Source organism: Paracoccus benzoatiresistens, from assembly GCF_026913015.1.
GTDB lineage: Bacteria > Pseudomonadota > Alphaproteobacteria > Rhodobacterales > Rhodobacteraceae > Paracoccus > Paracoccus benzoatiresistens.
Map to the genome: position 1 here is coordinate 106,432 of NZ_JAPTYD010000008.1, position 25,233 is coordinate 131,664.

Genomic DNA, 25,233 nt, shown 5'->3' on the forward strand with positions numbered 1-25,233 from the left:
AGGGACACAAGGCAAGGACAGACGATGACCGATCCGGCAGAATTCTACATGAACACCCTCGTTCCCATGGTGGTCGAACAGACCTCGCGCGGGGAACGGGCCTATGACATCTTCTCGCGGCTGCTCAAGGAACGGATCATCTTTGTCTCGGGACCCGTCCATGACGGCATGTCCACGCTGATCTGCGCACAGTTGCTGTTCCTGGAAGCGGAAAATCCGAACAAGGACATCAGCATGTATATCAACAGCCCCGGCGGCGTCGTGACCTCGGGTCTGTCGATCTATGATACCATGCAATATATCCGTCCGCGCGTGTCGACGCTGGTCGTGGGGCAGGCGGCCTCGATGGGGTCGCTGCTGCTGGCGGCGGGCGAACCGGGGCTGCGCTATTCCTTGCCGAACAGCCGGGTGATGGTCCACCAGCCCTCGGGCGGGTTCCAGGGGCAGGCGACCGACATCCTGATCCACGCGCGCGAGACCGAAAAGCTGAAGCGCCGCCTGAACGAGATTTACGTGACCCATACCGGCCGCAGCCTGGCCGAGGTCGAGGAGGCGCTGGAGCGTGACCGCTTCATGTCGCCCGAGGAGGCGAAGGAATGGGGCCTGATAGACGAGGTTGTCGCCCCGCGCGGCAAGGCGGAACCCGAAAAGAAATAGACTTGTTGGGGATTGTGACGGAAGCGCGTCAACCCTAACATAAAGGACAGACCCCGTGGCGGCCCATCTGCCACGGATCAATTCAGACGCGGCGCAGGGCAACCGGTGCCGCCCGCAGGTAGGCAGACCTGCGGCAATCGAGGAACGTGGACGATGGCGAACCAGTCCGGCAGTGACAGCAAGAACACGCTCTATTGCAGCTTTTGCGGCAAGAGCCAGCATGAGGTGCGCAAGCTGATTGCGGGCCCGACCGTGTTCATCTGCGACGAATGCGTCGAACTGTGCATGGACATCATCCGCGAGGAAACCAAGTCCTCGGGGCTGAAATCGGGCGACGGGGTGCCGACGCCCCGGGAAATCTGCGGGGTGCTGGACGATTACGTGATCGGCCAGGAACATGCCAAGCGGGTTCTGTCCGTGGCGGTCCACAACCACTACAAACGGCTGAACCACGGCACCAAGGGCGATATCGAACTTGCCAAATCGAACATCCTGCTGATCGGCCCGACCGGCTGCGGCAAGACGTTGCTGGCCCAGACCCTGGCCCGCATCCTGGACGTGCCTTTCACCATGGCCGACGCGACCACGCTGACCGAGGCGGGCTATGTGGGCGAGGATGTCGAGAACATCATCCTGAAGCTGCTGCAGGCGTCCGAGTACAACGTCGAGCGCGCACAGCGTGGCATCGTCTATATCGACGAGGTCGACAAGATCACCCGCAAGTCCGACAATCCCTCGATCACCCGCGACGTGTCGGGCGAGGGCGTGCAACAGGCCCTGCTGAAGATCATGGAGGGAACGGTGGCCTCGGTGCCGCCGCAGGGCGGGCGCAAGCATCCCCAGCAGGAATTCCTGCAGGTGGACACGACCAACATCCTGTTCATCTGTGGCGGCGCCTTTGCCGGTCTCGACCGGATCATCGCGCAGCGCAACAAGGGCACGGCCATGGGCTTCGGCGCTTCGGTCAAGGAAAACGACGACCGCGGCGTGGGCGAGCTGTTCAAGGAGCTTGAGCCCGAGGATCTGCTGAAATTCGGCCTGATCCCGGAATTCGTGGGCCGTCTGCCGGTGATCGCGACCCTGACCGACCTGGACGAGGAAGCGCTGATCATCATCCTGACCAAGCCGAAGAACGCCCTGGTCAAGCAGTATCAGCGCCTGTTCGATCTGGAAGGCGTGCAGCTGACCTTTACCGAGGACGCGCTGCAGGCCATCGCCAGGCGCGCCATCAAGCGCAAGACCGGCGCACGCGGGCTGCGGTCCATCATGGAGGATATCCTGCTGGACACCATGTTCGAACTGCCCGGCATGGACAGTGTCGAGGAGGTCGTGGTGAACGAGGAAGCGGTGGACAACGCCGCGACCAAGCCGCTGCTGATCCACGCCGATCCCAAGAAGGAAACGGCTTCGGCTGGTTGACGGAGGGGGCCGCAAGGCCCCCTTTCTCGATGCGCCGCAGATGCGCGGGCAGGCTGGATCTTCGCCGCGCTTTGCGCCATATCGTTGCCAGCCAAGACTAAGAGGTTTCCGCTGATGTCCTTCCTGCTTCGCGCCCTGACCTGGTGGAACAGCCAGACGATCAATACCCAGTTCTGGACCTGGCGGAACGGCATCAAGGTCGGCGAGGATGCCGAGGGCAACATCTTCTACCAGAACAAGGACGGCTCGCGCCGCTGGGTGATCTTCAGCGGCGAATCCCAGGCCAGCCGGGTCAGCCCGGAATGGCATGGCTGGCTGCACCACACCTGGAACGAGCCGCCCACCAAGGCTCCGCTGCAGCACAAGGCTTGGGAAAAACCGCATCGCGAGAACCAGACCGGGACGCCCGGAGCCTATTATCCCGAGGGGTCGCTTTATCACGCGGACCAGCCGGCACGGCGCGATTACGACGCCTGGCGGCCGGAATAAGATGGCGCCTGCGGTCGAGCATCGGGCCGAACTTTTGGCCGGTGCCGCCGTTCTGGCGGCTGCCGCCGGGTTCCTGATCTGGGGCTTTGGCGACGGCTTCGCGCGAGAGCCGGGCTATGAGGTGAGGGCATCCTTTCCTGACGTGGACGGCATTGCCGTGGGCACCGAGGTCCGCCTCGCCGGGGTTCGGGTCGGCCGCGTCTCGGATGTCCAGCTGAACCCCCAGACCTACATGGCCGACGCGCGGCTGACGATCCCCGAGGGCATTGCCCTGCCGTCCGACAGCGCGGCGCTGATCCAGACGGACGGTTTGCTGGGCGGTGCCTATATCCTGATCCAGCCCGGCGGCAGCCCCGAGAATCTTGCGCCGGGAGACGAGATCGAGGATGTGCAGGGCGCCGTCAGCCTGCTGTCGCTGATGATGAAATTCGTTGACAGTCAGGCACAAGACGAAGAGGCCCAGCCGTGATCCGTGCCGCCCTTCTGTTGGCGGCCTTGGCAAGCCCGGCCGCCGCGCAGGAAGTCGCGCGGGCAGATGGTGCACTGCTGCGGGGGCTGGACAAGATTTCCGGCCGCACGACCGATCTGCCGGTCCAGGTCGGGCAGGCCGTCCGCTATGGCCGGCTGGAGGTCCGTCTGGGCGAGTGCCGCTATCCCGCCGGCGATCCCAGTTCGGATGCCTATGCGCAACTGACGATCACCGACACGGCACAGAACGTCACGCTGTTCAGCGGCTGGATGATCGCGTCCTCGCCCGCGCTGTCGGCGCTTGACGATACCCGCTATGACGTCTGGGTGATTTCCTGCCAAAGCTGATCGGCCGAGGGCAGGGGATGCGCGGACAGGCTGGCGTGCCGCGCCAGGGCCCGGGCCAGAAGCCTGTGATACTGATCACGCGGTATTTCCTGGCCGCCCATGCGGGCCAAATGCGGGGTCAGGAACTGGGTGTCGAACAGGGTGAAGCCGCAGCGCTTCAGATGGCTGGACATCCATAGCAGCGCCATCTTGGACCCGTTGGTCCGGGCCGAGACCATGGATTCCCCGAAGAACGCCGCCCCCAGGGTCACGCCGAAGATGCCACCCGCGAAGGCGCCGTCATGCCGGACCTCCAGCGCATGGGCATGGCCGGCCCGGTGAAGCTGGTGATAGAGCCGCATCAGCGGCGCATTGATCCAGGTCGCCTCCCGGTCTGCGCAGGCATCCAGCACATGGCCGAAGTCGCAATCCAGATGCGCCGACCAGCCCCCGCGGCGCAGGTCGCGCAGCAGCGACCGCGAGGCGTGGACCCGGCCCACCGGCAGGATTCCCCGCAGCGGCGGATCATACCAGTAAAGCCGGGGGTCATAGGCGCTTTCCGCCATGGGAAAGACGCCGCGCGCATAGCCCTTCAGCAGTTGCGCCGGCGTCAGCATGGGTCCGGTCAGCCGAACTTGTGGTCCAGCCAGCGCTCCAGCCAGTGGATCGAATAGTTGCCGGCCAGAATGTCGGGTTCCTGCAAGAGCGCCGTGAACAGGGGCACGGTCGTGTCGATGCCGTCCACGATCAGTTCGCCCAGGGCGCGATCCAGCCGGGCCAGGGCCTCGGCCCGGTCGCGGCCATGCACGATCAGCTTGCCGATCAGGCTGTCATAGTAGGGTGGGATCGAATAGCCGTCGTAAAGCGCGCTGTCGATCCGCACGCCAAGGCCGCCCGGGGCGTGATACTGGGTGATTCGGCCAGGGCAGGGCGAGAATCCCGGCACCTTTTCGGCGTTGATCCGAACCTCGATGGAATGGCCGCGGATCGACAGGTCTTCCTGGCGGAACTCCATCTCGTAGCCCGCGGCGACAAGGATCTGCTGGCGGACGAGGTCCACCCCGAAGATCGCCTCGGTCACCGGGTGTTCGACCTGCAGGCGGGTGTTCATCTCGATGAAGTAGAACTCGCCGTCCTCATAGAGGAACTCGATGGTGCCGGCGCCGGCATAGCCGATCTTGGCCACGGCCTCGGCGCAGATCTGGCCGATCCGGGCGCGTTCGGCCGGAGTGATCGTGGGCCCGGGGGCTTCCTCCAGCACCTTCTGGTGACGGCGCTGCAGGGAACAGTCGCGCTCGCCCAGATGGACGGCGCGGCCCTTGCCGTCGCCAAAGACCTGGATCTCGATGTGGCGCGGCTTTTGCAGGTATTTCTCGATATAGACATCGGGATTGCCGAAGGCGGCCTTGGCCTCGGCCCGGGCGGTGCGGAAGGCGACCTCCAGCCCCTTTTCATCCTGGGCGACCTTCATGCCGCGCCCGCCGCCGCCCGCCGTGGCCTTGATGATGACGGGATAGCCGATCGCCGCGGCGACCTTGCGGGCGGCCTCCACGTCATCGACGCCCCCGTCGCTGCCGGGCACGCAGGGCACGCCCAGGTTCTTCATCGTGTCCTTGGCGGTGATCTTGTCGCCCATGATGCGGATATGTTCCGCGCGCGGGCCGATGAAGGTGATGCCGTGGTCTTCCACCATCTGCACGAAGGCGGCGTTTTCGGACAGAAAGCCGTAGCCCGGATGGATCGCCTGCGCGCCGGTGATCTCGCAGGCCGAGATGATGGCGGGCATCGAGAGATAGCTGGCCGACGACGGCGCGGGCCCGATACAGACGGATTCGTCGGCCATGCGGACGTGCATCGCATCGGCGTCGGCGGTCGAATGGACCGCGACTGATGCAATTCCCATCTCGCGGCAGGCGCGAATCACGCGGAGGGCGATCTCGCCCCGATTGGCGATCAGGATCTTGTCGAACATCCGCGCCTCACTCGACGACCATCAGGGGCGCGCCGAATTCGACCGGGGTGCCGTCGTCGATCAGGATGCGCTTGACGGTGCCTGCCCGGGGGGCAGGGATGTGGTTCATGGTCTTCATCGCCTCGACGATCAGCAGCGTGTCGCCTTCCGCCACGGCCTGGCCGATCTGGACGAAGGGGGCGGCGCCGGGTTCGGCCGAGAGATAGGCAGTCCCGACCATGGGCGAGGTCACGGCTCCGGGCAGGGTGGCCGGGTCCTCGGTGACGGCGGGCAGTTGGGCGGCAGGCGCAGGTGCCGCCGAGGAGGGGGCGGGCGCTGCCGCAGCGACCGGGGCAGGCGCGGCATAGGTCACCTGCCTGGCGTGCTTGGAGAGGCTGACCGTCAGGCGGTCATGTTCGCCGTATTCACGCTTGACCGACAGTTCCGACAGCTCGCTTGCATTCAACAGTTCCGCCAGCGACTGGATGAAAGCCACGTCGCCTTCGTGATGCTTGCCGTTCTGGGAATCGTTGCTCATGCGGTCCTCTGCCAATGTTTATGATGTCGCGGACCGGCCGGGCCCCGACAATTGGCCCGCTTATAGACCCCAAGCGCCGCCAAGGGGAAGGGTTTGAGACGCAGACCTTGCGATTAGGGACGCGACGCCTTTTCCGCCAGCCCCGAAGTGCCCGCGCGGCGGTCCAGTTCGGCTTCCACATCGGCCAGGGTCACGTCGCGGGCGGCCAGCATGACCAGCAGGTGGAAGATCACGTCTGCGGCCTCGGCCGTCAGGCGGGCGCGGTCGCCCTTGACGGCCTCGATGATGGCCTCGACGGCTTCCTCGCCGAACTTCTCGGCGCATTTCTCGGGGCCCTTGGCCAGCAGCTTGGCAGTCCAACTGTCATCCGGGCTGGCGGACTTGCGGGCGGCGACGGTCGCGGCCAGGTCGTGGATCGCGCTCATGCCAGCCTCATCGGGATGCCGGCGGCGGCCATGTGGGCCTTGGCCTCGGCCACGGTGAAGGTGCCGAAATGGAAGATCGAGGCTGCAAGAACGGCGCTGGCATTGCCTTCGGTCACGCCCTCGACCAGGTGGTCCAGCGTGCCGACCCCGCCCGAGGCGATCACGGGGATGTTCACCGCATCCGCGATGGCGCGGGTCAGGGGGATGTTGAAGCCCGCCCGGGTACCGTCGCGGTCCATGCTGGTCAGAAGGATCTCTCCGGCGCCCTTGGCCTCGACCTGCCGGGCAAATTCGACGGCGTCGATGCCGGTGGGTTTCCTGCCGCCATGGGTGAAGATCTCCCACCGGCCATCCGCCACCGTCTTGGCGTCGATGGCCACAACGATGCACTGGCTGCCGAAACGGTCGGCGGCCTCGGCCACGACTTCGGGGTTGGCAACCGCGGCGGAGTTGAAGCTGACCTTGTCGGCGCCCGCCAGCAGCAGGTCGCGCACATCCTTGTGGCTGCGAACGCCGCCGCCTACGGTCAGCGGCACGAAGCATTGTTCGGCGGTGCGCGTCACCAGGTCGAACATGGTGCCTCGGTTTTCGTGGGTGGCGTGGATGTCCAGGAAGCAGATCTCGTCGGCGCCTGCGGCGTCATAGGCGCGCGCGGCCTCGACCGGGTCGCCGGCGTCGATCAGGTCGACAAAGTTGACGCCCTTGACGACGCGGCCATCGGCCACGTCCAGGCAGGGGATGATGCGGGTCTTGAGCATGGGCCTCTCCTTGCGGAACTGTCCTATGCGCAAACCGCCCTTCGTTGAAGATGCGATTTGCGGGTGATACCGTGGCTGCCAACCGATGGAGGCCCCGATGGACGACCAGCAAAAGACCGAACCCCGCCTGACCTCATTGTCCCACGGCGGCGGCTGCGGCTGCAAGATCGCGCCGGGGGTGCTGACCGGGCTTTTGCGCGGCACGGCCATGCTGCCAGTTCCGGAGGCGCTGCTGGTCGGGATCGAGACTTCGGACGACGCGGCGGTTTACCAGCTGAACGACCGGCAGGCGCTGGTGGCGACGACGGATTTCTTCATGCCCATCGTCGATGATCCCGTGGACTTCGGCCGCATCGCCGCGACCAACGCCATCAGTGACGTTTACGCCATGGGCGGGACGCCCATCATGGCGCTGTCGCTTGTGGGGATGCCGATCAACACCCTGTCGGCCGAGACCATCGCCCGGATCCTGGAGGGAGGCGCCATGGCCTGCCGCGAGGCGGGCATTCCCATCGGCGGCGGCCATACCATCGATTCGGTCGAGGCGATCTATGGCCTGGTGGCCCTGGGGCTGGTCGATCCGGCTCACGTCAAGCGCAACAGCGGGGCAAGGCCCGGCGACGTGCTGATCCTGGGCAAGCCGCTGGGCGTCGGCGTGATGTCGGCCGCGCTGAAGAAGGGCGGGCTGTCCGCGGATGGTTACGGGGCAATGATCGCGGCCACGACGAAGCTGAACACGCCGGGGTCGGATCTGGCGCGGCTGCCGGGCGTTCACGCGATGACCGACGTGACCGGCTTTGGCCTGGCCGGTCACGCGCTGGAGATGGCGCGCGGATCGGGATGCCAGCTGCGGCTGGACTGGTCTGCCGTGCCTCTGCTGGCAGGCGCGCGCGATCTGGCGGCGCAGGGCTTTGTCACCGGGGCATCAGGCCGCAACTGGGCCAGCTACGGGGCCGAGGTCACGCTGCCTGAAGGCTTCGCCGACACCGACCGTGCGCTGCTGGCTGATCCTCAGACCAGCGGCGGCCTGCTGGTCGCATGCGCCGAGGACCAGGCACCTGCGGCGCTGGCGATCTTCCGCGATCACGGATTTGGCGATGCTGCGGTGATCGGGCGGGCGGTGCAGGGTCCGCAGGGGATTGTCGTCGGCTAATCTGCCACGCGATACAGGTCCTTGCCATACCATCGGGCGGCAGTTTCGGTCGGCAGACCCCTGATCGCCGGGTCGATCATCTCGGCCCGTGCATAATGATAGACGAAGATGGCCGGAAGCTCGGTCGCAAGAAGGCCCTCGGCCTGCGCGTGCATCGCTGCGGGATCGGGCGCCCTCTCTGCCTCGGCCATCAGGCGGTCATAGGCGGCATTGTTCCAGCCGCCGAGGTTCGGCCCCTTGCTGCGAAACCAGTCGAGAAAACTCGTGGCATCGCCGTAATCCGCGCACCAGGAATAACGGGCGATGTCGAAATCTCCGCGATGCATCCGGTCGCTGTGGGTCCCCCAGTCGTCATCCGACAGGGCAAGTTTGACGCCCAGGGGCTTCCACGATTGCTGCGCGGCAATGGCGAGGGCCTTGTGGTGCTCATCCGTGTTGTAGTGCAGCGTCAGGCTGAGAGGATTGGCGGGACCGAAGCCCGCCTGCGCCATCAGCACCCGGGCCGCGGTGTTGCGCTGGTCGGGCGTCATGCCAGCGATCGCGGGTGCCGGAAGGTCGGCGATGGCCCAGTGGGTCAGGCCAAGGGCGGGCCGCTGGCCGCCCCGCAGCACCCGGTCCACAATGCCGTCGCGGTCCAGCGCCAGACTGAGCGCCTGGCGCACGCGTATATCCTTCAGCGCGGCCGGACCCTTGTCCGACAGGTTGAGGACATAGAAGTAGGTGCAGGGAACAGGCAGTGCCACCGCCCGGCCCGGATGATCCTGCGACACCTGCCCGTACCGGCCGGCGGGAATGGGGGCGCGGTCCAGATCCCCCGCAAGATGGCGCGCCAGCGCGGCATCGGCGCCGTTGACGACCACGCCGCGCAGGGCTTGCATGACGACATTCCCGGCATCCCAGTAGGCCGGGTTCCTGACGAAGGTGATCTCGCCCGCCGTGTTCGCCTGCAAGACGAAGGCGCCGTTGCCGACAAGGATTCCGGGCTGCGTCCAGGCGGAACCATGCCGGTCGATCACCTTGCGGGGCACCGGATAGGTCGCGGGATCGGCCAGCATCTTCAGGAGGTGCGGCGTTGGCTTGTCCAGCGTGACCTGCAGCGTGCGCTCGTCGAGGGCCCTGACGCCTAACTGGTCAGAGGACAGTTCGCCGGCGATGATTCGGCGGGCATTCGCGACATTCATCAGCGTCAGAAACCTCGCCGAGGCAAACCCGGCCTTCGGATCGGCCACGCGCCGCCAGCCATGAACGAAATCGTCCGCCGTCACCGGCTCGCCATCCGACCAGGACGCCTCGCGCAGCACAAAGGTGTGGGTCAGCCCGTCCGCGCTGACCTGATGCGAGATGGCAACCCCCGGCACCATCGTGCCGTCCGGGCCTTCGTTCATCAGCCCCTCGAACAGTTGCCGCACCGCGTCCCTGTCCTGGGGCTCTGCGGCGGCGGCGGGATCCAGTGCCCCGACCCTGTCCTGCAACCAGTATGTAAAGGTCTGCTCGGCAGCCAGCGTCTCGCCTTCGGCTGGCTGCACCGCCAGAGCGGGCAGGGCCAGCAGGACCAGAAGGACAAGGGGATTGAACAGCTTGGTCATCATGGCATGTCCAGTGGGTGGCATGGCGGGGCCTGTCGTAACCGGGGGCGCGCGGCCCGGCAAGTCCGCATGGCCTGTGGTCCCGAACTGCCACGCCATCGACACTGACGTTGCGGCCAGGGCGCCGAAATCCTTGACCGGTTTCCGGCCTTCGCGATAACCCCGTAGAAGATAAGAGGCTGGCCGGATTGACAAAGGCCGCCAAGGGGAGGGTTTTCAATGAATGGCCTTTTAGGCCTGTCGCGCGGCATTGATCGCGTCAACACCGTGATTGGCCGCAATGTGTCCTGGCTGATCCTGCTTGCAATATTCGTCAGCGCCACCAACGCCATCATCCGCAAGGCCTTCAGCGTGTCCTCGAACGCCTGGCTGGAACTGCAGTGGTATCTGTACGGCGCTGCCTTCCTGCTGGCGTCCGCCTATACGCTGCTGGAAAACGAACATATCCGCATCGACATCGTCTTTGCCGCCTGGTCGCGCCGCGTCCAGCACTGGATCGAGCTTCTGGGCCACATCTTCTTCCTGATGCCCTTCGTCCTGCTGAGCCTGTGGCTGTGCTGGCCCTGGCTGGCCCGGTCCTTCCGCACGGGCGAGATGTCGATGAACGCGGGCGGGCTGATGCTGTGGCCCGCCAAGGCGCTGCTGTTCACGGGCTTCGTGCTGCTGCTGCTGCAGGGCATTTCGGAAATCATCAAGAAGATCGCCGTGATGCGCGGCCTCATCCCCGACTTCAACATGCCGATGGGCCACCATGCGCCCCTGGAACTGGACGAGGAACTGCTGGAGCAGGCGGGATTTGTCGATCCGCACCACCCTGATGCCGATCCAAGGGCGCACAAGACCGGCCAGGAGCCTCGCAAATGATGGAACTCGTCGCGCAGAACATGGCGCCGATCATGTTCGTTTCGCTGATCGTCTTCCTGCTGATCGGCTATCCGGTGGCCTTCGCGCTGGCCGCGAACGGCCTGCTGTTCTTCGTCATCGGGGTGGAACTCGCGCCGCTGTCGGGCGGGTCGATCAACCTGTCCTGGCCGCTTCTGGGCGCGCTGCCGGACCGCTTCTTCGGAGGGGTGGTCGCCAACGAGACCTTGCTGGCCATCCCCTTCTTCACCTTCATGGGCATCGTGCTGGAAAAATCCGGCATGGCCGAGGATCTGCTGGACACCATCGGCCAGTTGTTCGGCCCGATCCGGGGCGGGCTTGCCTATGCGGTGATCATCGTGGGCGCGCTGCTGGCGGCCACCACCGGTGTCGTCGCGGCATCGGTGATCGCCATGGGCCTGATCTCTCTGCCGATCATGCTGCGATACGGCTATGACCGGCGCGTGGCCTCGGGCGTGATCGCGGCATCGGGAACGCTGGCGCAGATCATCCCGCCGTCGCTGGTGCTGATCGTGCTGGCCGACCAGCTGGGCCGGTCGGTGGGCGACATGTACAAGGGGGCGATGATCCCCGGCCTGGTGCTGACGGGCCTGTATATGCTCTACATCTTCGTGATGTCGATCGTCCGGCCCCATACCGTGCCCGCCCTTCCGAAAGAGGCGCGCACGCTTGGTTCGGGCGTGACGTCGCTGTTCGTGGCGTTGCTGGTCGCCGCGGGCGTCTTCTGGCTGACGACCCGCTGGCTTGGCCCGGAACACGCCGCCGATGCGCCGATCTGGGGCCTGGTCGCGGCGGTCGGGCTGATCTATGTCGTCGCGCTTCTGGACAAGGCCACGGGGCTGAGCGCCATGTCGCGGCTGGCCCAGCAGGTCATCATCGTGCTGATCCCGCCGCTGGCGCTGATCTTCCTGGTGCTGGGCACGATCTTCCTGGGAATCGCGACGCCGACCGAGGGCGGCGCCATGGGGGCCGTCGGCGCCCTTGTGATGGCCGGGATGAAGCGCCGGCTGAGCATGGACGTGATCCGGCAGGCGCTTTATGCGACGACCCGGCTGTCGGCCTTCGTGATGTTCATCCTGATCGGGGCGCGGGTCTTTTCGCTGACCTTCTATGGCGTCAACGGGCACCTGTGGGTCGAGCATCTGCTGACCTCGCTGCCGGGGGGCGAGCTGGGCTTCCTGATCGCCGTCTCGATCCTGGTCTTCCTGCTGGCCTTCTTTCTCGACTTCTTCGAACTGGCCTTCATCATCGTCCCCCTGCTGGCCCCGGCGGCGGAAAGCCTGGGCATCGACCTGATCTGGTTCGGCATCATCCTGGGCGTGAACATGCAGACCAGCTTCATGCACCCGCCCTTCGGGTTCGCGCTGTTCTATCTGCGATCCGTGGCGCCCAAGGCGCCCTACAAGGACCGCGTGACCGGCCTGACGATGGACCCGGTCCGCACCGGCCAGATCTACTGGGGCGCGGTGCCGTTCGTGTGCATCCAGATCGTCATGATCGGCGTGGTGATCGCCTTCCCCGGACTGGTCATGCACTACAAGGGCGCGCCGGTTGATACGTCCAATGTCCGGCTGGAGATCCCGGCGGAAGGTCTCGGCGGCACCGGAGGCGGGTTCGGGTCTCTGGGCGGCCTTGGCGGGTCGCCCTTCGGCCAGCAGGCCCCGGCCGAGGGCGGCGCACCCGCGCCCTCCGGTGGCCTGGGCGGCACGCCTCCGGGCCTGGGTGCGCCCCCGCCGGGCCTGGGGGCCCCCGCGGCACCTGCGCCTGCGGCACCTGCGCCCGCAGACGGCGCCGCGCCGGCCGCGCCCCAGCCTGCGCCATCGCAGGGCGGGCTTGGGCTTGGCGGTCCCCCGCCCGGCCTGGGCGGCAGCAACTGAACCAATACAAAAGGCCGGGCGTAATGCCCGGCCTTTCGCTTTGGAATGAGGCTGTGACGATCAGCCCTGCGTCGGGGCCAGCTTGCCGTTGCGCTGCTGGATCATCATGAAGGTGTCGAAGGTGTATTCCGCGGTCTGGTTGTACAGATACCAATCGTCGCGGAACTGCAGTTGCGCCTCGTACTGCCGCTTGAAATGCTCGTTCTGGCCCGAGATTTCGGCATAGACCTCGTGCGCTGCCGTGAAGGCCGCAGTCAGGATTTCCTCGCTGTAGGTGCGCAGCTGCGCGCCCGCCGCCGCCAGTTCCTTCAACGCTGTCGGGTTCTTGTAGTCGTATTTCGCCAGCATGCTCTGGTCGGTCGCCTGGCAGCAGGTGCGCAGCAGCGACTTGTAGCTTTCGGGAAGCTCGTCGAACTTGCCCTTGTTAAAGAAGAAGCTGACGGTCGGCCCACCTTCCCAGAAGCCCGGGTAATAGTAATACGGCGCGACTTTCTGGAAGCCCAGCTTGTTGTCATCATAGGGGCCGACCCATTCGGCAGCATCAATGGTGCCCTTTTCCAGCGACGGATAGATGTCGCCGCCCGCGATCTGCTGCGGCACGACACCCAGCTTTTCGACCACCCGCCCGGCCAGGCCGGAAATGCGCATCTTGACGCCCTTCAGGTCTGCCAGGGTATTCACTTCCTTGCGGAACCAGCCGCCCATCTGCACGCCGGTATTGCCGCCCGGATAGCTGATGAGGTTCACCGTTTCCAGGAACTGGTTATAGCTGTCGATCCCGCCACCGTAGTAGTTGTAGGCATTCTTCGCGCGTGCGCTGAAGGTGAAGGGCAGGTCGGCGCCGGGGGCGAATGCCGGGTCCTTGCCCCAGTTGTAATAGCCCACGGCATGTGCGGATTCGACGGTTCCATCGGCTGCAGCGTTGATCGCATCCAAGCCGGGAACGATCTCGCCACCGGCAAAGACCTGGATCGTGAACTTTCCGTCGGTCGCTTCCTTGAGGCGCTTCGACAGTTCTTCGGCCCCGCCATAGATCGTGTCCAGCGATTTCGGGAAGGCCGATGCCAGGCGCCAGTTGACGGTCGGGGCTTCCTGCGCGATGGCCGGCGCCGCGAGGGTCGCGCCAGCCGCGGCCGCAACGCCGCCGACCGAGGCATTGGTCAAAAACGACCTGCGGTGCAGGATGTTGGAATCTTTCATGAACTCTCCTCCGATCAGGGCTTTACGATTGCTGGCCAACGGGCCTTGCCCCGAATGGTCGCAGTTTAGCCCGTGATTGCCGTCTGTCGAGTAGCGAGCGCACAGGGAGGAGGAAAAATGAAGCCGCCCCCGAAAGTTGTCCGGGGGCGGCCTTGGATCACCGGTTTTGCCGCCCTCAGCGCAGGATGCTGCGGCCCGCGTATTCGGCGGTTGCGCCCAGCATCTCCTCGATGCGGATGAGCTGGTTGTATTTCGCCAGCCGGTCGGAGCGGGCGAGGCTGCCGGTCTTGATCTGGCCGCAGTTGGTGGCGACGGCCAGGTCGGCGATGGTGGCGTCCTCGGTCTCGCCCGAGCGGTGGGACATCACCGAGGTATAGCCGTTGCGGTCGGCCAGGCGCACGGCGTCCAGCGTTTCCGACAGCGTGCCGATCTGGTTCACCTTGACCAGCAGCGAGTTGCCGCAGCCCTTCTCGATCCCCTCGGCCAGGCGGCGCGGGTTGGTCACGAACAGGTCGTCGCCGACCAGCTGCACGCTGCCGCCGAGCCGGTCGGTCAGCAGCTTCCAGCCTTCCCAGTCGTCCTCGGCGCAGCCGTCCTCAATCGACAGGATCGGGTAGTCGGCGCAAAGCGCCGCCAGATAGTCCACATTCTCGGCCGAGGAGAGCGACTTGCCCTCGCCCTTCATCTCGTAGCGGCCGCCCTTGAAGTATTCGGTCGAGGCGCAGTCCAGCGCCAGCATGATGTCGTCACCGGGCTTGTAGCCGGCCTTCTCGACCGCGCGCAGGATGAAGTCCAAGGCATCGCGGGTCGAGGACAGGTTCGGGGCAAAGCCGCCCTCGTCGCCGATGCCGGTTGAAAGACCCGCCGCCGACAGTTCCTTTTTCAGCGTGTGGAAGACTTCCGATCCCATGCGGACGGCATCGCGGATGTTCTCCGCGCTGACCGGCATGATCATGAATTCCTGGATGTCGATGGGATTGTCGGCGTGTTCGCCGCCGTTGATGATGTTCATCATCGGCACCGGCAGGATCCGCGCGCTGGTGCCCCCGACATAGCGATACAGCGGCTGCTGGCAGGCATCTGCCGCAGCCTTGGCCACCGCCAAGCTCACGCCCAAGATGGCGTTGGCGCCCAGCCGGCCCTTGTTGGGGGTGCCGTCCAGCTCGCACATCACGGCGTCGATGGCGCGCTGCTCGGTCGCGTCCTCGCCGATCAGGTTTTCGGCGATCTCGCCGTTGACCGCGGCCACGGCCTCCAGGACACCCTTGCCCATGTAGCGCGACTTGTCGCCGTCGCGCTTCTCGACCGCCTCGTGCGCCCCCGTCGAGGCCCCCGAGGGAACCGCCGCCCGGCCCATCGTGCCATCCTCCAGCGTCACGTCGACCTCCACGGTCGGGTTGCCGCGGCTGTCCAGGATCTCGCGCGCGTAGATGTCGATGATGGCGGTCATGGGTTGCCCCTCCGTTGCTTCATGTCGGCGCCTTCATAGCTGCCGCAGGGGCAGGCCGGAAGCTGCAAATTTCAGGGCTGCTCGATCTCGGCCCAGATCGGCAGGTGGTCCGATGCCTCGCGCGCATGAGAGCCGGTAAAGACGCCGTGCCTCAGCAGGTTCAGGTGATGCGAGATGGCGATGCGGTCGAAGCGCAGGCGGGGTATCGGCGCGGGATAGGAGGGGCCGGGCGCAATGACCCGGAAGCCTGCCAGGGACTCCAGCCCCCGGCTGTCGTGCCATTCGTTGAAATCGCCCATCAGGACGATGTTGTCGTCCGCGATCCGCCCCGCCTGCGCGGTGATCCGCGCCAGCTGCGCCCGGCGAGAGGACCGCGCAAGGCCCAGATGGACGCCGATCACCGTCAGCCTGGGCAGCCGCAGGACGACCGCGCCGCGCGGCTCCAGCCCCGGCAGGGGAAGGCGGCGCAGCACCGCCTGTTCCGCCAGATCCGGACGCATCAGGATCGTTTGCCCGTGCCAGCCAAGCGAATTTTCGCCCGTGGTCGTCATGTCGGCCGGAACCAGTCCGGTTGCCTCGCGGATCAGGCGGCGAGGCAGGGCCTCGGGGCGCGCGCCCAGGCGGAAATCGACTTCTTGCAGGGCGATGATGTCAGGACGCAATGCGGCGATGACGGCAAGATTGCGTTCCGGTGCGTGCGGGCCGGTCAGGCCGCGGCATTTGTGCAGATTGTAACTTGCCAGTCTCAACAAGGACATGTCGCCTTAGGGTGCTGCCCGCAAGATAGCCGCAGGCGCGGCCGCCGCAAGGGGATCGCGCGCGGCTTCTGCCGGTTGCACAGCTTTTGATCAGGTCCCGCAGAACGTCTGTCGCACGACCTGTTCGTCGCGCGGGGCACTGCCCAGATCGTCCCACTCAGCCCGTTCCTCGCGCGGGTGCGTCACGGCATCGAACAGGCGCCGGAAGGGGCCGGGATCGTCGGCCACGGCGGCCGCGATGGCTTCCTCGACCCGGTGGTTGCGCGGGATCCGCAGGGGGTTCGCGTGGCGCATCAGGTCGGGGTCGGGATCGAGCGCCTGCCAATCCTGGGCCCAGGCATCGAAGGCGTCGCGGTCGATGAACTCGTCCCGCGCGCGGCCGTCCAGGAGGCCCGCAAAGACGCGGGTGAAGTCGGCCTGCTGCTGCGCCATCATCGTCAGAAGCCGTTCGGCGAGGGGCTGGACATCGGCAGCCTCGGTCAGGCCCAGCTTTTCGCCGAAGCGTCGCTTCCAGGCCGCCTGATACAGGGGTGCGAAGCTGTGGACGGACTTGGTCGCGGCCTCGATGGCTGCATCGCGCTCGCCCATCAGCGGGATCAGGCAGGTGGCAAGCTGCGCGAGGTTCCAGACGGCGACCTGCGGCTGCTGCGCCCAGGCATAGCGCCCGGCCCGGTCGATCGAGGAAAACACCGTGTCGGGGTGATAGGCGTCCATGAAGGCACAGGGGCCATAGTCGATGGTCTCGCCGGACACGGCCATGTTGTCGGTGTTCATCACCCCATGGATGAAGCCAAGCGCCATCCATTGCGCGATGGTTTCCGCCTGCCGCGCGACGACATGATCCAGCAGCGACAAAGGACCATTGGCCGTGGGATAATGGCGGGCGATGACGTGATCGGTCAAGGCGGCCAGGGCTTCCTCCTGTCCGCGCACGGCGAAATACTGGAAGGTGCCCACGCGGATATGGCTGGAGGCCACGCGGGTGAGGACCGCGCCCGGCAGGCCGCTTTCGCGCCACACCGTCTCTCCGGTGGCGACGGCTGCCAGGGCGCGGGTGGTCGGGACGCCCATGGCGTGCATGAATTCGCTGACGATGTATTCCCGCAGCACCGGCCCCATCCAGGCCCGCCCGTCGCCGCGCCGCGAAAACGGCGTCGGTCCGCTGCCCTTCAGCTGGATGTCGAAGCGCGCGCCATCAGGGGCCACGACCTCGCCCAGCAGCACGGCGCGACCGTCGCCCAGTTGCGGGACGAAGCCGCCGAACTGGTGGCCGGCATAGGCCTGGGCGATCGGCTCGGCCCCATTCGGGACGGCGTTGCCGGCCAGCATCGCCACGCCTTCGGGGCCGGACAGCCAGTCGGGGTCCAGGCCAAGGCGCCGGGCCAACCCTTCGTTCAGCGCCAGCAGCCGGGGCTCGGCGACAGGGGTGGGGGCGACGCGGGCAAAGAAGCCCTGCGGCAGGCGGGCATAGCTGTTGTCGAAATGGATCATCGGGGCCTCCTGTCCCTTCATCTAGGGGCGGGAGGCCTGCATAAAAAGGGTTCAGGCCGTCAGCCGCGTGGCTTGACGTGCGGCGAGCGGGTGATGCCTGCGCCATGCAGCGCGCCGGCCAGCGCCCCGCCGGCCAGCGGAGCAAGAATGAACAGCCACAGTTGCGACAGCGCCTGACCGCCAGCAAAGACCGCAGGCCCGATGGACCGCGCGGGGTTCACGGACACGCCCGTCACGTCGATGCCCACCAGATGGATTCCGGCAAGCGTCAGGCCGATGGCCAGCCCGCCAAAGCCCGCGGGCGCGTCGGTTTGCGTCGCGCCCAGGATGACGGTGACGAACAGGAAGGTCGCCACGAATTCGAACACCAGGGCCGCAAACATCGTGTAGCCGCCATTATAGCCGGTGCCCCAGCCGTTCTGGCCCAACCCGTTCTGCGTGATCGAATAATCAGCCTTGCCCGATGCAATGACATAGACAACCCCCGCAGCCGCCACCGCACCCAGGATTTGCGCGATGCAATAGGTGACGAAATCGCCCCCGCCCATCCGGCCCGAGGCCAGGAAGCCCAGCGAAACCGCCGGGTTCAGCTGCGCGCCCGAGATCGCCCCGAGGCCGTAGGCTGCGGCAACGATGGATAGGCCGAAGGCCATGGCGATTCCGTGAAATCCGATATGCGTACCCATCAGGACCGCAGAGCCGACGCCGAAGAAGACAAGGATGAAGGTGCCGATGAACTCGGCCAATGCTTTGCCTGACATGTTCACTCTCCACACAGAATCAGGGTGTTTTGAACCAGCAAGTGCAGTTTGTGGCCCATCCTTGATGCTGGCAAGAATCTTGCGCCTCTTGAATGGCGGGGTCCGTCGGCGTATCGCATCCCCCTGAACAGGAGCATGGCCCATGAAATTTCTCGACCTTGCCAAAGTCTATATCCGTTCGGGCGGCGGCGGTGCGGGCTGCGTGTCCTTCCGGCGCGAGAAGTTCATCGAATACGGCGGCCCCGACGGCGGCGACGGCGGCAATGGCGGCGATGTCTGGGCCGAGGCGGTCGAGGGGCTGAACACGCTGATCGACTTCCGATATCAGCAGCATTTCTTCGCCAAGTCCGGCCAGCACGGCATGGGCAGCCAGATGACCGGCAAGTCGGGGGACGACATCACCCTCAAGGTGCCTGTCGGGACCGAGATCCTGGAAGAGGACGAGGAAACCGTCATCGCCGACCTGACCGAGCCCGGCCAGCGGGTGCTGCTGGCCAGGGGTGGGAATGGCGGTTGGGGGAACCTGCACTTCAAGACCTCGACCAACCGGTCGCCGCGCAATGCCAATCCGGGCCAGCCGGGGGTCGAACGCACGATCTGGCTGCGGCTGAAGCTGATCGCGGACGCCGGGCTGGTCGGGCTTCCGAATGCAGGCAAGTCCACCTTTCTGGCGGCGGTGTCGAACGCCCGCCCCAAGATCGCGGACTATCCCTTCACGACGCTGCATCCCAATTTGGGCGTCGTCGGCATCGACGGCTACGAATTCGTCATGGCCGACATTCCCGGCCTGATCGAGGGCGCCAGCGAGGGCAGGGGCCTTGGCGACCAGTTCCTGGGCCATGTCGAACGCAGCAACGTGCTGCTGCATCTGGTGGACGGCACCTCCGAGGATGTGGCGACCGACGCCCGCACCATCCTGACCGAGCTTGAGGCCTATTCCCCGGTGCTGATGAAAAAACCGCGCGTGACGGCGCTGAACAAGATCGATGCGCTGGACGACGAAACCATCGCGGAACGCAGGGCGGCGCTGGAGGCCGAGATCGGCGGCCCGGTCTTGCTGATGTCCGGCGTGGCGAAGCTTGGCGTGACGGAGGTTCTGCGCGCGCTCTGGACGCAGATCGAGCCGACCCGCCGCGCCGCCAGGTCCGAGCCCGAGGCGCCATGGCAGCCGTAAGCCCGACCCTGACCGAAGCGCGCCGGCTTGTGATCAAGGTCGGCTCGGCGCTGCTGGTGGATCAGATGGGCCTGCGGGGCGACTGGCTGCGCGGGCTTTGCGATGACGTGGCCGAATGGCGCGGGCGCGGCTGCGACGTGGTGCTGGTGTCGTCGGGATCGATCGCGCTTGGACGGCGGGTGCTGGGCCTCACGGCCGGGGCGCTGCCGCTGGAGCAGGCGCAGGCGGCTGCCGCCGTCGGCCAGATCCGGCTGGCGCGCGCCTACGAGGAAGCACTGGCCCCGCATGGGGTGACGACCGCGCAGGTGCTGCTGACGCTGGAGGACAGCGCGGACCGGCGCCGTTACCTCAACAGCCGCGCGACGATGCAGACGTTGCTGTCCCTGGGCGTGGTGCCCATTGTCAACGAGAATGACACGGTTGCCACGGACGAGATCCGCTTTGGCGACAACGACCGGCTGGCCGCGCAGATCGCCGTGACCTGCGGGGCGGACCAGTTGCTGCTGCTTTCGGACGTGGACGGGCTTTACACCGCCAATCCCAAGACCGACCCGACCGCGCAGCATCTGCCGGTGATCGAACAGCTGACGCCGGAAATCGAGGCCATGGGCGGCGACCCGGTATCGGGCCTGTCCAAGGGCGGCATGAAGACAAAGCTGATGGCCGCGCGCACTGCAATCGCCGGGGGCTGTGCCATGGCGATTGCGGAAGGTTCGGTCATGCGGCCGCTGTCGGCGGTTGCGAATGGCGCGCGCTGCAGCTGGTTCCTGCCCGAGGGCGATCCGCAGGTCGCCCGCAAGCGCTGGATCGCGGCGATGAAGCCCAAGGGAGCGCTGGTCGTCGACCAGGGCGCCGCCCTGGCCTTGGGCCGCGGCAAGTCGCTGTTGCCCGCAGGTGTGCGCACGGTGGTGGGCGAATTCGGCAGGGGCGACCCGGTGGCGATCACCGGGCCTTCGGGAGAGACGCTGGCAACCGGCCTGACCCGCTATACCGCCGACGAGGCGCGGCGCATCGCGGGCCACCGTTCTGACCGGATCGAGACGATCCTGGGCTATACCGGCCGCGCCGCCCTGGTCCATCGCGACGACATGGCGCTCTAGCAGGCACGCCCCGGCGTTGCAGCCGGGGCGATCCGGATCAGGCTGCCTTCTTGCCGGCCCCATAGCGGGCATAGAATCCCTGTCCACTGTCCGCCATGTCGCGCAGCATCTGCGGAGCTACGAAGCGGTCGCCATGCTCGGCGGACAGCCGGTCGCAGATCTCGACCGCGCGGGCCGCACCCAGCATGTCCAGCCAGCCGAAGGGTCCCCCCGTCCAAGGCGCGAAGCCCCAGCCCAGGATCGCGCCGACATCGCCTTCGCGGATATCCTCCAGCACGCCATCCTCAAAGGCTCGAACGGCCTCCAGCGTCTGCGCGAACATCAGGCGGTGCTGCACGGTGGTCAGATCGGGCTGGTCGTCCACCTGCGGATAACGCGCCGCCAGCCCCTCCCACAGACCCTGCCGCTTGCCATCGTCGCCATAGGCATAGAAACCCGCATTGGCCTTGCGGCCCAAGCGACCCTGGTCGGCCATCCAGAACAGCACCTCGTCCACCGCGCCGTCAGGATAGGCGTCGCCCATGGCCGCACGCGTGGCCTTGGCGATCTTCACGCCCAGGTCGATGGATGTCTCATCGACCAGTTGCAGCGGCCCCAGCGGCATCCCCATCAGCTTGGCGGCGTTTTCGACCAGCACGGGGTTCACCCCCTCGGCCACCATGCGGATGCCTTCGTTGATGTAGGGGATGATGCAGCGGTTGGCATAGAAGAAGCGCGCGTCGTTCACCACGATGGGCGTCTTGCGGATCTGGCGTACGAAATCCAGCGCCTTGGCCACGGCGCGGGGTCCGGTTTCGCGCCCCTTGATGATCTCGACCAGGTTCATCTTGTCCACGGGGCTGAAGAAGTGGATGCCGATGAACCTGTCGGGCCGGGCACTGGCGCGGGCCAGGTCGCTGATCGGCAGGGTCGAGGTGTTGGTGGCGAAGATGGCGTCCTGCCCGATCACTGCCTCGGCCTTCTTTGTGACCTCGGCCTTGACTTGGGGATCCTCGAACACGGCCTCGACGATCAGGTCGCAGCCTTCAAGGGCGGCGTAATCGGTGGTGGCGTTGATGCGTCCCAGAACCTCGGCCTTCTTGTCCTCGGTCGCTTTCTTGCGGCTGATGGCCTTGTCCAGCAAGCCTTCCGAATGGGACTTGCCTTTGTCGGCGGCCTCTTGTCTTGCGTCGATCAGCACGACCTCGATCCCGGCCATGGCGCTGACATAGGCGATGCCCGCGCCCATCATGCCGGCGCCCAGGATGCCGACCTTCCTGACCGACTGGTCCGGTGCCTCGGGGCGGTTGGCGCCTTTTTCCAGCGCCTCCTTGTTGATGAACAGGCTGCGGATCATGGCAGAGCTGGACGGGTTCATCAGCACGTTGGTGAACCACCGCGCCTCGATCTTCAGCGCGGTGTCGAAGGACACCTGCGCGCCCTCATAGACGGCGGACAGCAGCGCCTTGGCGGCGGGATAGACGCCCATCGTCTTGCCGTTCACCATCGCGGATGCGCCGACAAAGGTAATGAAGCCGTGCGGGTGGTAAGGCTCGCCCCCCGGCATCTTATAACCCTTCTGGTCCCAAGGCTTTATCAGATCCGCATCGGTGGCGTTCAGCACCCATTCGCGGGCGGCCGAGACCGGATCCGCGACCACCTCGTCGATCAGCCCGGCGGCCTTGGCCTTCTTCGGGTCCGACAGCTTGCCCTCCAGCAGGAAGGGCGCGGCGGCCATGGCGCCCAGCTTGCGCGACAGCCGGATCGTGCCGCCGCCGCCGGGGAAGATGCCCACCATGATTTCGGGCAGGCCGATCTTGGCCTTGGGGTTGTCGGCTGCAAAGATGCGGTGCGTGGCCAGCGGCAGTTCCAGCCCAATGCCAAGCGCGGTGCCGGGCAGGGCGGCGGCAATGGGCTTGCCGCCCTTCTGGGTCTTGGGGTCCATGCCCGCACGTTCGATCTTGCGCAGCACATGGTGCAGCGACATGATCCCGTCAAAGACCGCCTGCGCGCCGCCCTGTTTCATCCCGGCAATGACGTTCAGGTCCATGCCGGCGGCGAAGTCCTTCTTTCCGCTGGTGATGACGATGCCCTTGACGGCCTCGTCGGCCAAGGCGTCGTCGATCAGGGTGTCCAGTTCACCCGCGCCCTCCAGCGACAGCACGTTCATCGACTTGCCCGGCACGTCCCAGATGATGACGGCGACGCCGTCGGCGTCCTTCTGCATGGTGAAATCTGTCATTCGTTCTCTCCCTGCGGCACATAGGGCCGCCCGTCCTTGTGGGTATAGGTCGCGGTCCCGTTGCTTACGGTCAGCACCAGATCGACATCGGAATAGGTCGCCACTTCCTCGGCCGCCTTGCTGCCGATCACCAGAAAGCGCGCAGGCGCATCGCTGCGGTTGATGAAGTGGTGGCCGTCCGGCGTGTTGGCGGGGAAGCCCACGCAATCGCCAGGACGCATGGTCTCCTCGCCGTCATCGGTCACCATCACGCACTCGCCCTCGGTCACCATGACGAACTCGTCTTCCGCCCGGTGCCAGTGACGCAGCGAGGACATGGCGCCCGGTTCCAGCGTGACCAGGTTGACGCCGAACTGCGTCAGACCCGCGGCCTGTCCCAACCGCAGGCTGGATCGTCCGGCCATCATCGCCGCATAGGGTGGGGGATAGATCGAGCCGGTCTTGACCGGCACGCCGGCAAGGTCGAGCTTTTTCATCACACCCGCTCGATGATTGTGGCCGCGCCCATGCCCGACGCGACGCAGAGCGTCGCAAGGCCGACCTCCTTGTCCTGCCGTTCCAGTTCGTCCAGCAGGGTGCCGATGATGATCGCCCCCGTCGCGCCCAGGGGATGGCCGAGCGCCATGGCCCCGCCATTGACATTGACCTTGCCGGGATCGACCTGGAAGGCCTGCATGAAGCGCAGGACCACGGCGGCAAAGGCTTCGTTCACCTCGAACAGGTCGATGTCGGAGATGGACATGCCGCTGTCGGCCAGGATCTTCTCGGTGACGGGAACCGGGCCAGTCAGCATGATGGTCGGATCGGTCCCGATCTTCGCGGTGCCGCGGATCCGGGCACGGGGTTTCAGTCCGTGGGCCTTGCCGAATTCCTCGTTCCCGATCAGCACCGCCGCCGCGCCATCCACGATGCCGGAACTGTTGCCTGCGTGATGGATGTGGTCGATGCGCTCCAGATGCGGGTATTTCAGCATCGCGACCTTGTCGAAGCCGGGCATCACCTCGCCGATGTCCTTGAAGGCGGGCTTCAGCTTGGCCAGGTCCTCCATGGTGGTGCCGGGGCGCATGTATTCGTCGCGATCAAGGATGGTCAGCCCGTTCTGGTCCCTGACCGGCACGACCGACCGGGCGAAGCGTCCTTCCTGCCACGCCTGCGCGGCGCGGCGCTGGCTTTCGACGGCCAGATTGTCGGCCTCCTCGCGGGTGAAGCCGTATTCGGTGGCAATGATGTCGGCGCTGATGCCCTGCGGGACGAAATAGGTCTTCATCGCCACCGAGGGATCGACAGCGATGGCGGCGCCGTCGCTGCCCATGGGAACGCGGCCCATCATCTCGACCCCGCCGGCGATATAGCCCTTGCCCGCGCCGGCCTTGACCTGGTTGGCGGCCAGGTTCACGGCCTCCATGCCCGAGGCGCAGAAGCGGTTGATCGACAGGCCGGGAATGCGTTCGTCCAGATCCGAGGCCAGCACCGCCGACCGCGCCAGACAGCCGCCCTGTTCCTTGACCTGGGTGACATTGCCCCAGATCACGTCCTCGACGGCATTTCCATCCAGCCCGTTGCGTTCCTTGACAGCATTCAGCAGCCGGGCGGAGAGCGCCAGCGCGGTGACTTCGTGCAGGCTGCCATCGGCGCGGCCCTTGCCGCGCGGGGTGCGGGCGGCGTCATAGATAAAGGCGTCGGTCATGCGTCCTCCTTCGGCGCCCGGTCGGATGGGTTGCCGGGCATAAGGTCATAGGGATGTTTCCAGCCGGGCAGGGCGCTGATCGCGTCCAGCCAGCGGTCGATATGGGGCCAGTGCTTGCGGTCGAAGCCGAAGGGCTCGGGGTAGAACAGGTATCCGCAGCAGGCGAGGTCGGCGACAGTGGGGGCGCTGTCGGCGACCCAGTCGCGCGTGGCCAGGTGATCGTCCAGCACCTTGTAGGCGGCCTTCAGGCGCCCCTGCAGATATTCCGCCGCGCCTGCCGGGGGTTTGTCGGCAGGCAGGAAATTCAGCAGGAACCGCGCCGGCCCGGCCTGGCCCGACAGCTTGTGATTGTCGAACATCAGCCAGCGCAGCATCTCGTTCCTGTCGGCGCCCAGGAACTTGCCGGTGCGTTCCGCGACGTGCAACTGGATAACGGCGGATTGCGTCAGCGTCAGTTCGCCTTCGCGAAAGACCGGAACCTCGCCCATGGCATTGAGTGCACGAAAGCCGGGGCTGCGCGCCTCGCCATTGAAGAAATCGACATGAACGGGCGTCCAGTCATAGCCCGCCAGTTCCATGGTCAGCGCGGCCTTGTAGGCATTGCCGGATTCGCCGAAGCACCAGAGTTGCGCGGTCATCCTGTTCCTCCACCGCCGGGGGCTTCGCGCCCCCGGACCCCCGCAGGATATTTTCGTGAAGAAGAAGGGGTATGTTAATCCTTCTTCAATCTCTCACGCCTAGCTTCACCGATGCGGTACAGGCTGGGAAGCCGATGACCGCTGAAGGAGAAGCTTCCGGCCTGCGAGTTTGATGCCGATGGCCGTGCGCAGGCCGGAAATGCCGCTTCTTCTTCACTCAAAT

25 protein-coding genes are annotated in these 25,233 nt (G+C 66.1%); 10 read left to right on the plus strand and 15 right to left on the minus strand.

Going from position 1 to position 25,233, the window contains the following annotated elements; all coding sequences use genetic code 11:
- The first annotated feature begins 24 nt into the window (after nt 1–24).
- From OU682_RS08560 to OU682_RS08580, 5 genes are all read left to right on the plus strand, one after another.
- Nucleotides 25–657 carry an ATP-dependent Clp protease proteolytic subunit gene (locus OU682_RS08560; protein WP_268941652.1) on the plus strand — a complete coding sequence of 211 codons (633 nt, stop codon included), beginning with the start codon at nt 25–27 and terminating at the stop codon, nt 655–657.
- Between the two features lie 153 nt (nt 658–810).
- Nucleotides 811–2,076 (plus strand): ATP-dependent Clp protease ATP-binding subunit ClpX, encoded by a 1,266-nt coding sequence (clpX, locus tag OU682_RS08565; protein WP_268941653.1) that lies wholly within the window; start codon nt 811–813, stop codon nt 2,074–2,076.
- Between the two features lie 114 nt (nt 2,077–2,190).
- Nucleotides 2,191–2,565, plus strand: a complete 375-nt coding sequence (locus OU682_RS08570) for an NADH:ubiquinone oxidoreductase subunit NDUFA12 (RefSeq protein ID WP_268941654.1) — start codon at nt 2,191–2,193, stop codon at nt 2,563–2,565.
- A 1-nt stretch (nt 2,566) separates the two neighbouring features.
- Nucleotides 2,567–3,034 (plus strand): outer membrane lipid asymmetry maintenance protein MlaD, encoded by a 468-nt coding sequence (gene mlaD / locus OU682_RS08575; protein WP_268941655.1) that lies wholly within the window; start codon nt 2,567–2,569, stop codon nt 3,032–3,034.
- Entirely contained in the window at nt 3,031–3,381 is a 351-nt protein-coding gene (locus tag OU682_RS08580) for a DUF2155 domain-containing protein (RefSeq protein ID WP_268941656.1), read from the plus strand. Before mlaD ends, OU682_RS08580 begins: the two co-directional genes overlap by 4 nt.
- Here OU682_RS08580 and aat read toward each other — a convergent pair.
- From aat to hisF, 5 genes are all read right to left on the minus strand, one after another.
- Nucleotides 3,348–3,977 (minus strand): leucyl/phenylalanyl-tRNA--protein transferase, encoded by a 630-nt coding sequence (aat, locus tag OU682_RS08585; protein WP_268941657.1) that lies wholly within the window; start codon nt 3,975–3,977, stop codon nt 3,348–3,350. The two genes, OU682_RS08580 and aat, sit on opposite strands and share 34 nt — an antisense overlap.
- 8 nt (nt 3,978–3,985) lie before the next feature.
- Nucleotides 3,986–5,332, minus strand: a complete 1,347-nt coding sequence (gene accC / locus OU682_RS08590) for an acetyl-CoA carboxylase biotin carboxylase subunit (protein WP_268941658.1) — start codon at nt 5,330–5,332, stop codon at nt 3,986–3,988.
- 7 nt (nt 5,333–5,339) lie between these two features.
- Nucleotides 5,340–5,849, minus strand: a complete 510-nt coding sequence (gene accB, locus OU682_RS08595; protein WP_268941660.1) for an acetyl-CoA carboxylase biotin carboxyl carrier protein — start codon at nt 5,847–5,849, stop codon at nt 5,340–5,342.
- Nucleotides 5,850–5,962: 113 nt separating this feature from the next.
- Nucleotides 5,963–6,274 (minus strand): phosphoribosyl-ATP diphosphatase, encoded by a 312-nt coding sequence (locus tag OU682_RS08600; protein WP_268941661.1) that lies wholly within the window; start codon nt 6,272–6,274, stop codon nt 5,963–5,965.
- Entirely contained in the window at nt 6,271–7,032 is a 762-nt protein-coding gene (gene hisF, locus OU682_RS08605; RefSeq protein WP_268941662.1) for an imidazole glycerol phosphate synthase subunit HisF, read from the minus strand. The genes OU682_RS08600 and hisF overlap by 4 nt, the downstream gene beginning before the upstream one ends.
- Nucleotides 7,033–7,129: 97 nt before the next feature.
- Between hisF and selD the strand changes: the two genes are divergently transcribed.
- Nucleotides 7,130–8,185 carry a selenide, water dikinase SelD gene (gene selD, locus OU682_RS08610; protein WP_268941664.1) on the plus strand — a complete coding sequence of 352 codons (1,056 nt, stop codon included), beginning with the start codon at nt 7,130–7,132 and terminating at the stop codon, nt 8,183–8,185.
- On the opposite strand, the gene OU682_RS08615 is transcribed toward selD, so the two are convergent.
- Nucleotides 8,182–9,771, minus strand: a complete 1,590-nt coding sequence (locus tag OU682_RS08615; protein ID WP_268941666.1) for a peptide ABC transporter substrate-binding protein — start codon at nt 9,769–9,771, stop codon at nt 8,182–8,184. The two genes, selD and OU682_RS08615, sit on opposite strands and share 4 nt — an antisense overlap.
- A gap of 219 nt (nt 9,772–9,990) precedes the next feature.
- Here OU682_RS08615 and OU682_RS08620 point away from each other — a divergent pair, with 219 nt between their 5' ends.
- Together OU682_RS08620 and OU682_RS08625 are read left to right on the plus strand one after the other, a co-directional pair.
- On the plus strand, nt 9,991–10,635 hold the full coding sequence (locus OU682_RS08620) for a TRAP transporter small permease subunit (protein ID WP_268941667.1): 645 nt from the start codon (nt 9,991–9,993) through the stop codon (nt 10,633–10,635).
- Nucleotides 10,632–12,530 (plus strand): TRAP transporter large permease, encoded by a 1,899-nt coding sequence (locus tag OU682_RS08625; RefSeq protein ID WP_268941668.1) that lies wholly within the window; start codon nt 10,632–10,634, stop codon nt 12,528–12,530. The genes OU682_RS08620 and OU682_RS08625 overlap by 4 nt, the downstream gene beginning before the upstream one ends.
- 60 nt (nt 12,531–12,590) lie before the next feature.
- Here the strand turns inward: OU682_RS08625 and OU682_RS08630 are convergent, their stop codons facing one another.
- The 5 genes from OU682_RS08630 to OU682_RS08650 form a co-directional block, all read right to left on the minus strand.
- Nucleotides 12,591–13,712, minus strand: coding sequence for a TRAP transporter substrate-binding protein (locus OU682_RS08630; protein ID WP_268941702.1), 1,122 nt, complete (start codon nt 13,710–13,712; stop codon nt 12,591–12,593).
- Between the two features lie 193 nt (nt 13,713–13,905).
- Entirely contained in the window at nt 13,906–15,180 is a 1,275-nt protein-coding gene (gene eno / locus OU682_RS08635; RefSeq protein ID WP_268941670.1) for a phosphopyruvate hydratase, read from the minus strand.
- A 71-nt stretch (nt 15,181–15,251) separates the two neighbouring features.
- Nucleotides 15,252–15,938 (minus strand): endonuclease/exonuclease/phosphatase family protein, encoded by a 687-nt coding sequence (locus OU682_RS08640; protein ID WP_268941671.1) that lies wholly within the window; start codon nt 15,936–15,938, stop codon nt 15,252–15,254.
- Nucleotides 15,939–16,028: 90 nt separating this feature from the next.
- Nucleotides 16,029–17,429, minus strand: coding sequence for a protein adenylyltransferase SelO (locus OU682_RS08645; RefSeq protein WP_268941672.1), 1,401 nt, complete (start codon nt 17,427–17,429; stop codon nt 16,029–16,031).
- A 59-nt stretch (nt 17,430–17,488) separates the two neighbouring features.
- Nucleotides 17,489–18,190: an aquaporin gene (locus OU682_RS08650; protein ID WP_268941674.1), complete on the minus strand. Its 702-nt coding sequence runs from the start codon at nt 18,188–18,190 to the stop codon at nt 17,489–17,491.
- A gap of 142 nt (nt 18,191–18,332) precedes the next feature.
- Between OU682_RS08650 and obgE the strand changes: the two genes are divergently transcribed.
- Together obgE and proB are read left to right on the plus strand one after the other, a co-directional pair.
- Nucleotides 18,333–19,364 carry a GTPase ObgE gene (obgE, locus tag OU682_RS08655; RefSeq protein ID WP_268941675.1) on the plus strand — a complete coding sequence of 344 codons (1,032 nt, stop codon included), beginning with the start codon at nt 18,333–18,335 and terminating at the stop codon, nt 19,362–19,364.
- On the plus strand, nt 19,352–20,464 hold the full coding sequence (proB, locus tag OU682_RS08660; protein ID WP_268941676.1) for a glutamate 5-kinase: 1,113 nt from the start codon (nt 19,352–19,354) through the stop codon (nt 20,462–20,464). Before obgE ends, proB begins: the two co-directional genes overlap by 13 nt.
- A gap of 37 nt (nt 20,465–20,501) precedes the next feature.
- On the opposite strand, the gene OU682_RS08665 is transcribed toward proB, so the two are convergent.
- The 4 genes from OU682_RS08665 to OU682_RS08680 are packed head-to-tail and all read right to left on the minus strand — an operon-like array spanning nt 20,502 to nt 25,010.
- Nucleotides 20,502–22,685, minus strand: coding sequence for a 3-hydroxyacyl-CoA dehydrogenase NAD-binding domain-containing protein (locus tag OU682_RS08665; RefSeq protein ID WP_268941677.1), 2,184 nt, complete (start codon nt 22,683–22,685; stop codon nt 20,502–20,504).
- On the minus strand, nt 22,682–23,161 hold the full coding sequence (locus tag OU682_RS08670; RefSeq protein ID WP_268941678.1) for a cupin domain-containing protein: 480 nt from the start codon (nt 23,159–23,161) through the stop codon (nt 22,682–22,684). The genes OU682_RS08665 and OU682_RS08670 overlap by 4 nt, the downstream gene beginning before the upstream one ends.
- The gene (locus OU682_RS08675; protein WP_268941679.1) at nt 23,161–24,372 is read right to left on the minus strand and encodes an acetyl-CoA C-acetyltransferase; all 1,212 of its coding nucleotides are present in this window, start codon (nt 24,370–24,372) and stop codon (nt 23,161–23,163) included. Before OU682_RS08675 ends, OU682_RS08670 begins: the two co-directional genes overlap by 1 nt.
- Nucleotides 24,369–25,010, minus strand: a complete 642-nt coding sequence (locus tag OU682_RS08680) for a glutathione S-transferase family protein (RefSeq protein ID WP_268941680.1) — start codon at nt 25,008–25,010, stop codon at nt 24,369–24,371. The genes OU682_RS08675 and OU682_RS08680 overlap by 4 nt, the downstream gene beginning before the upstream one ends.
- Between the last annotated feature and the right edge of the window lie 223 nt (nt 25,011–25,233).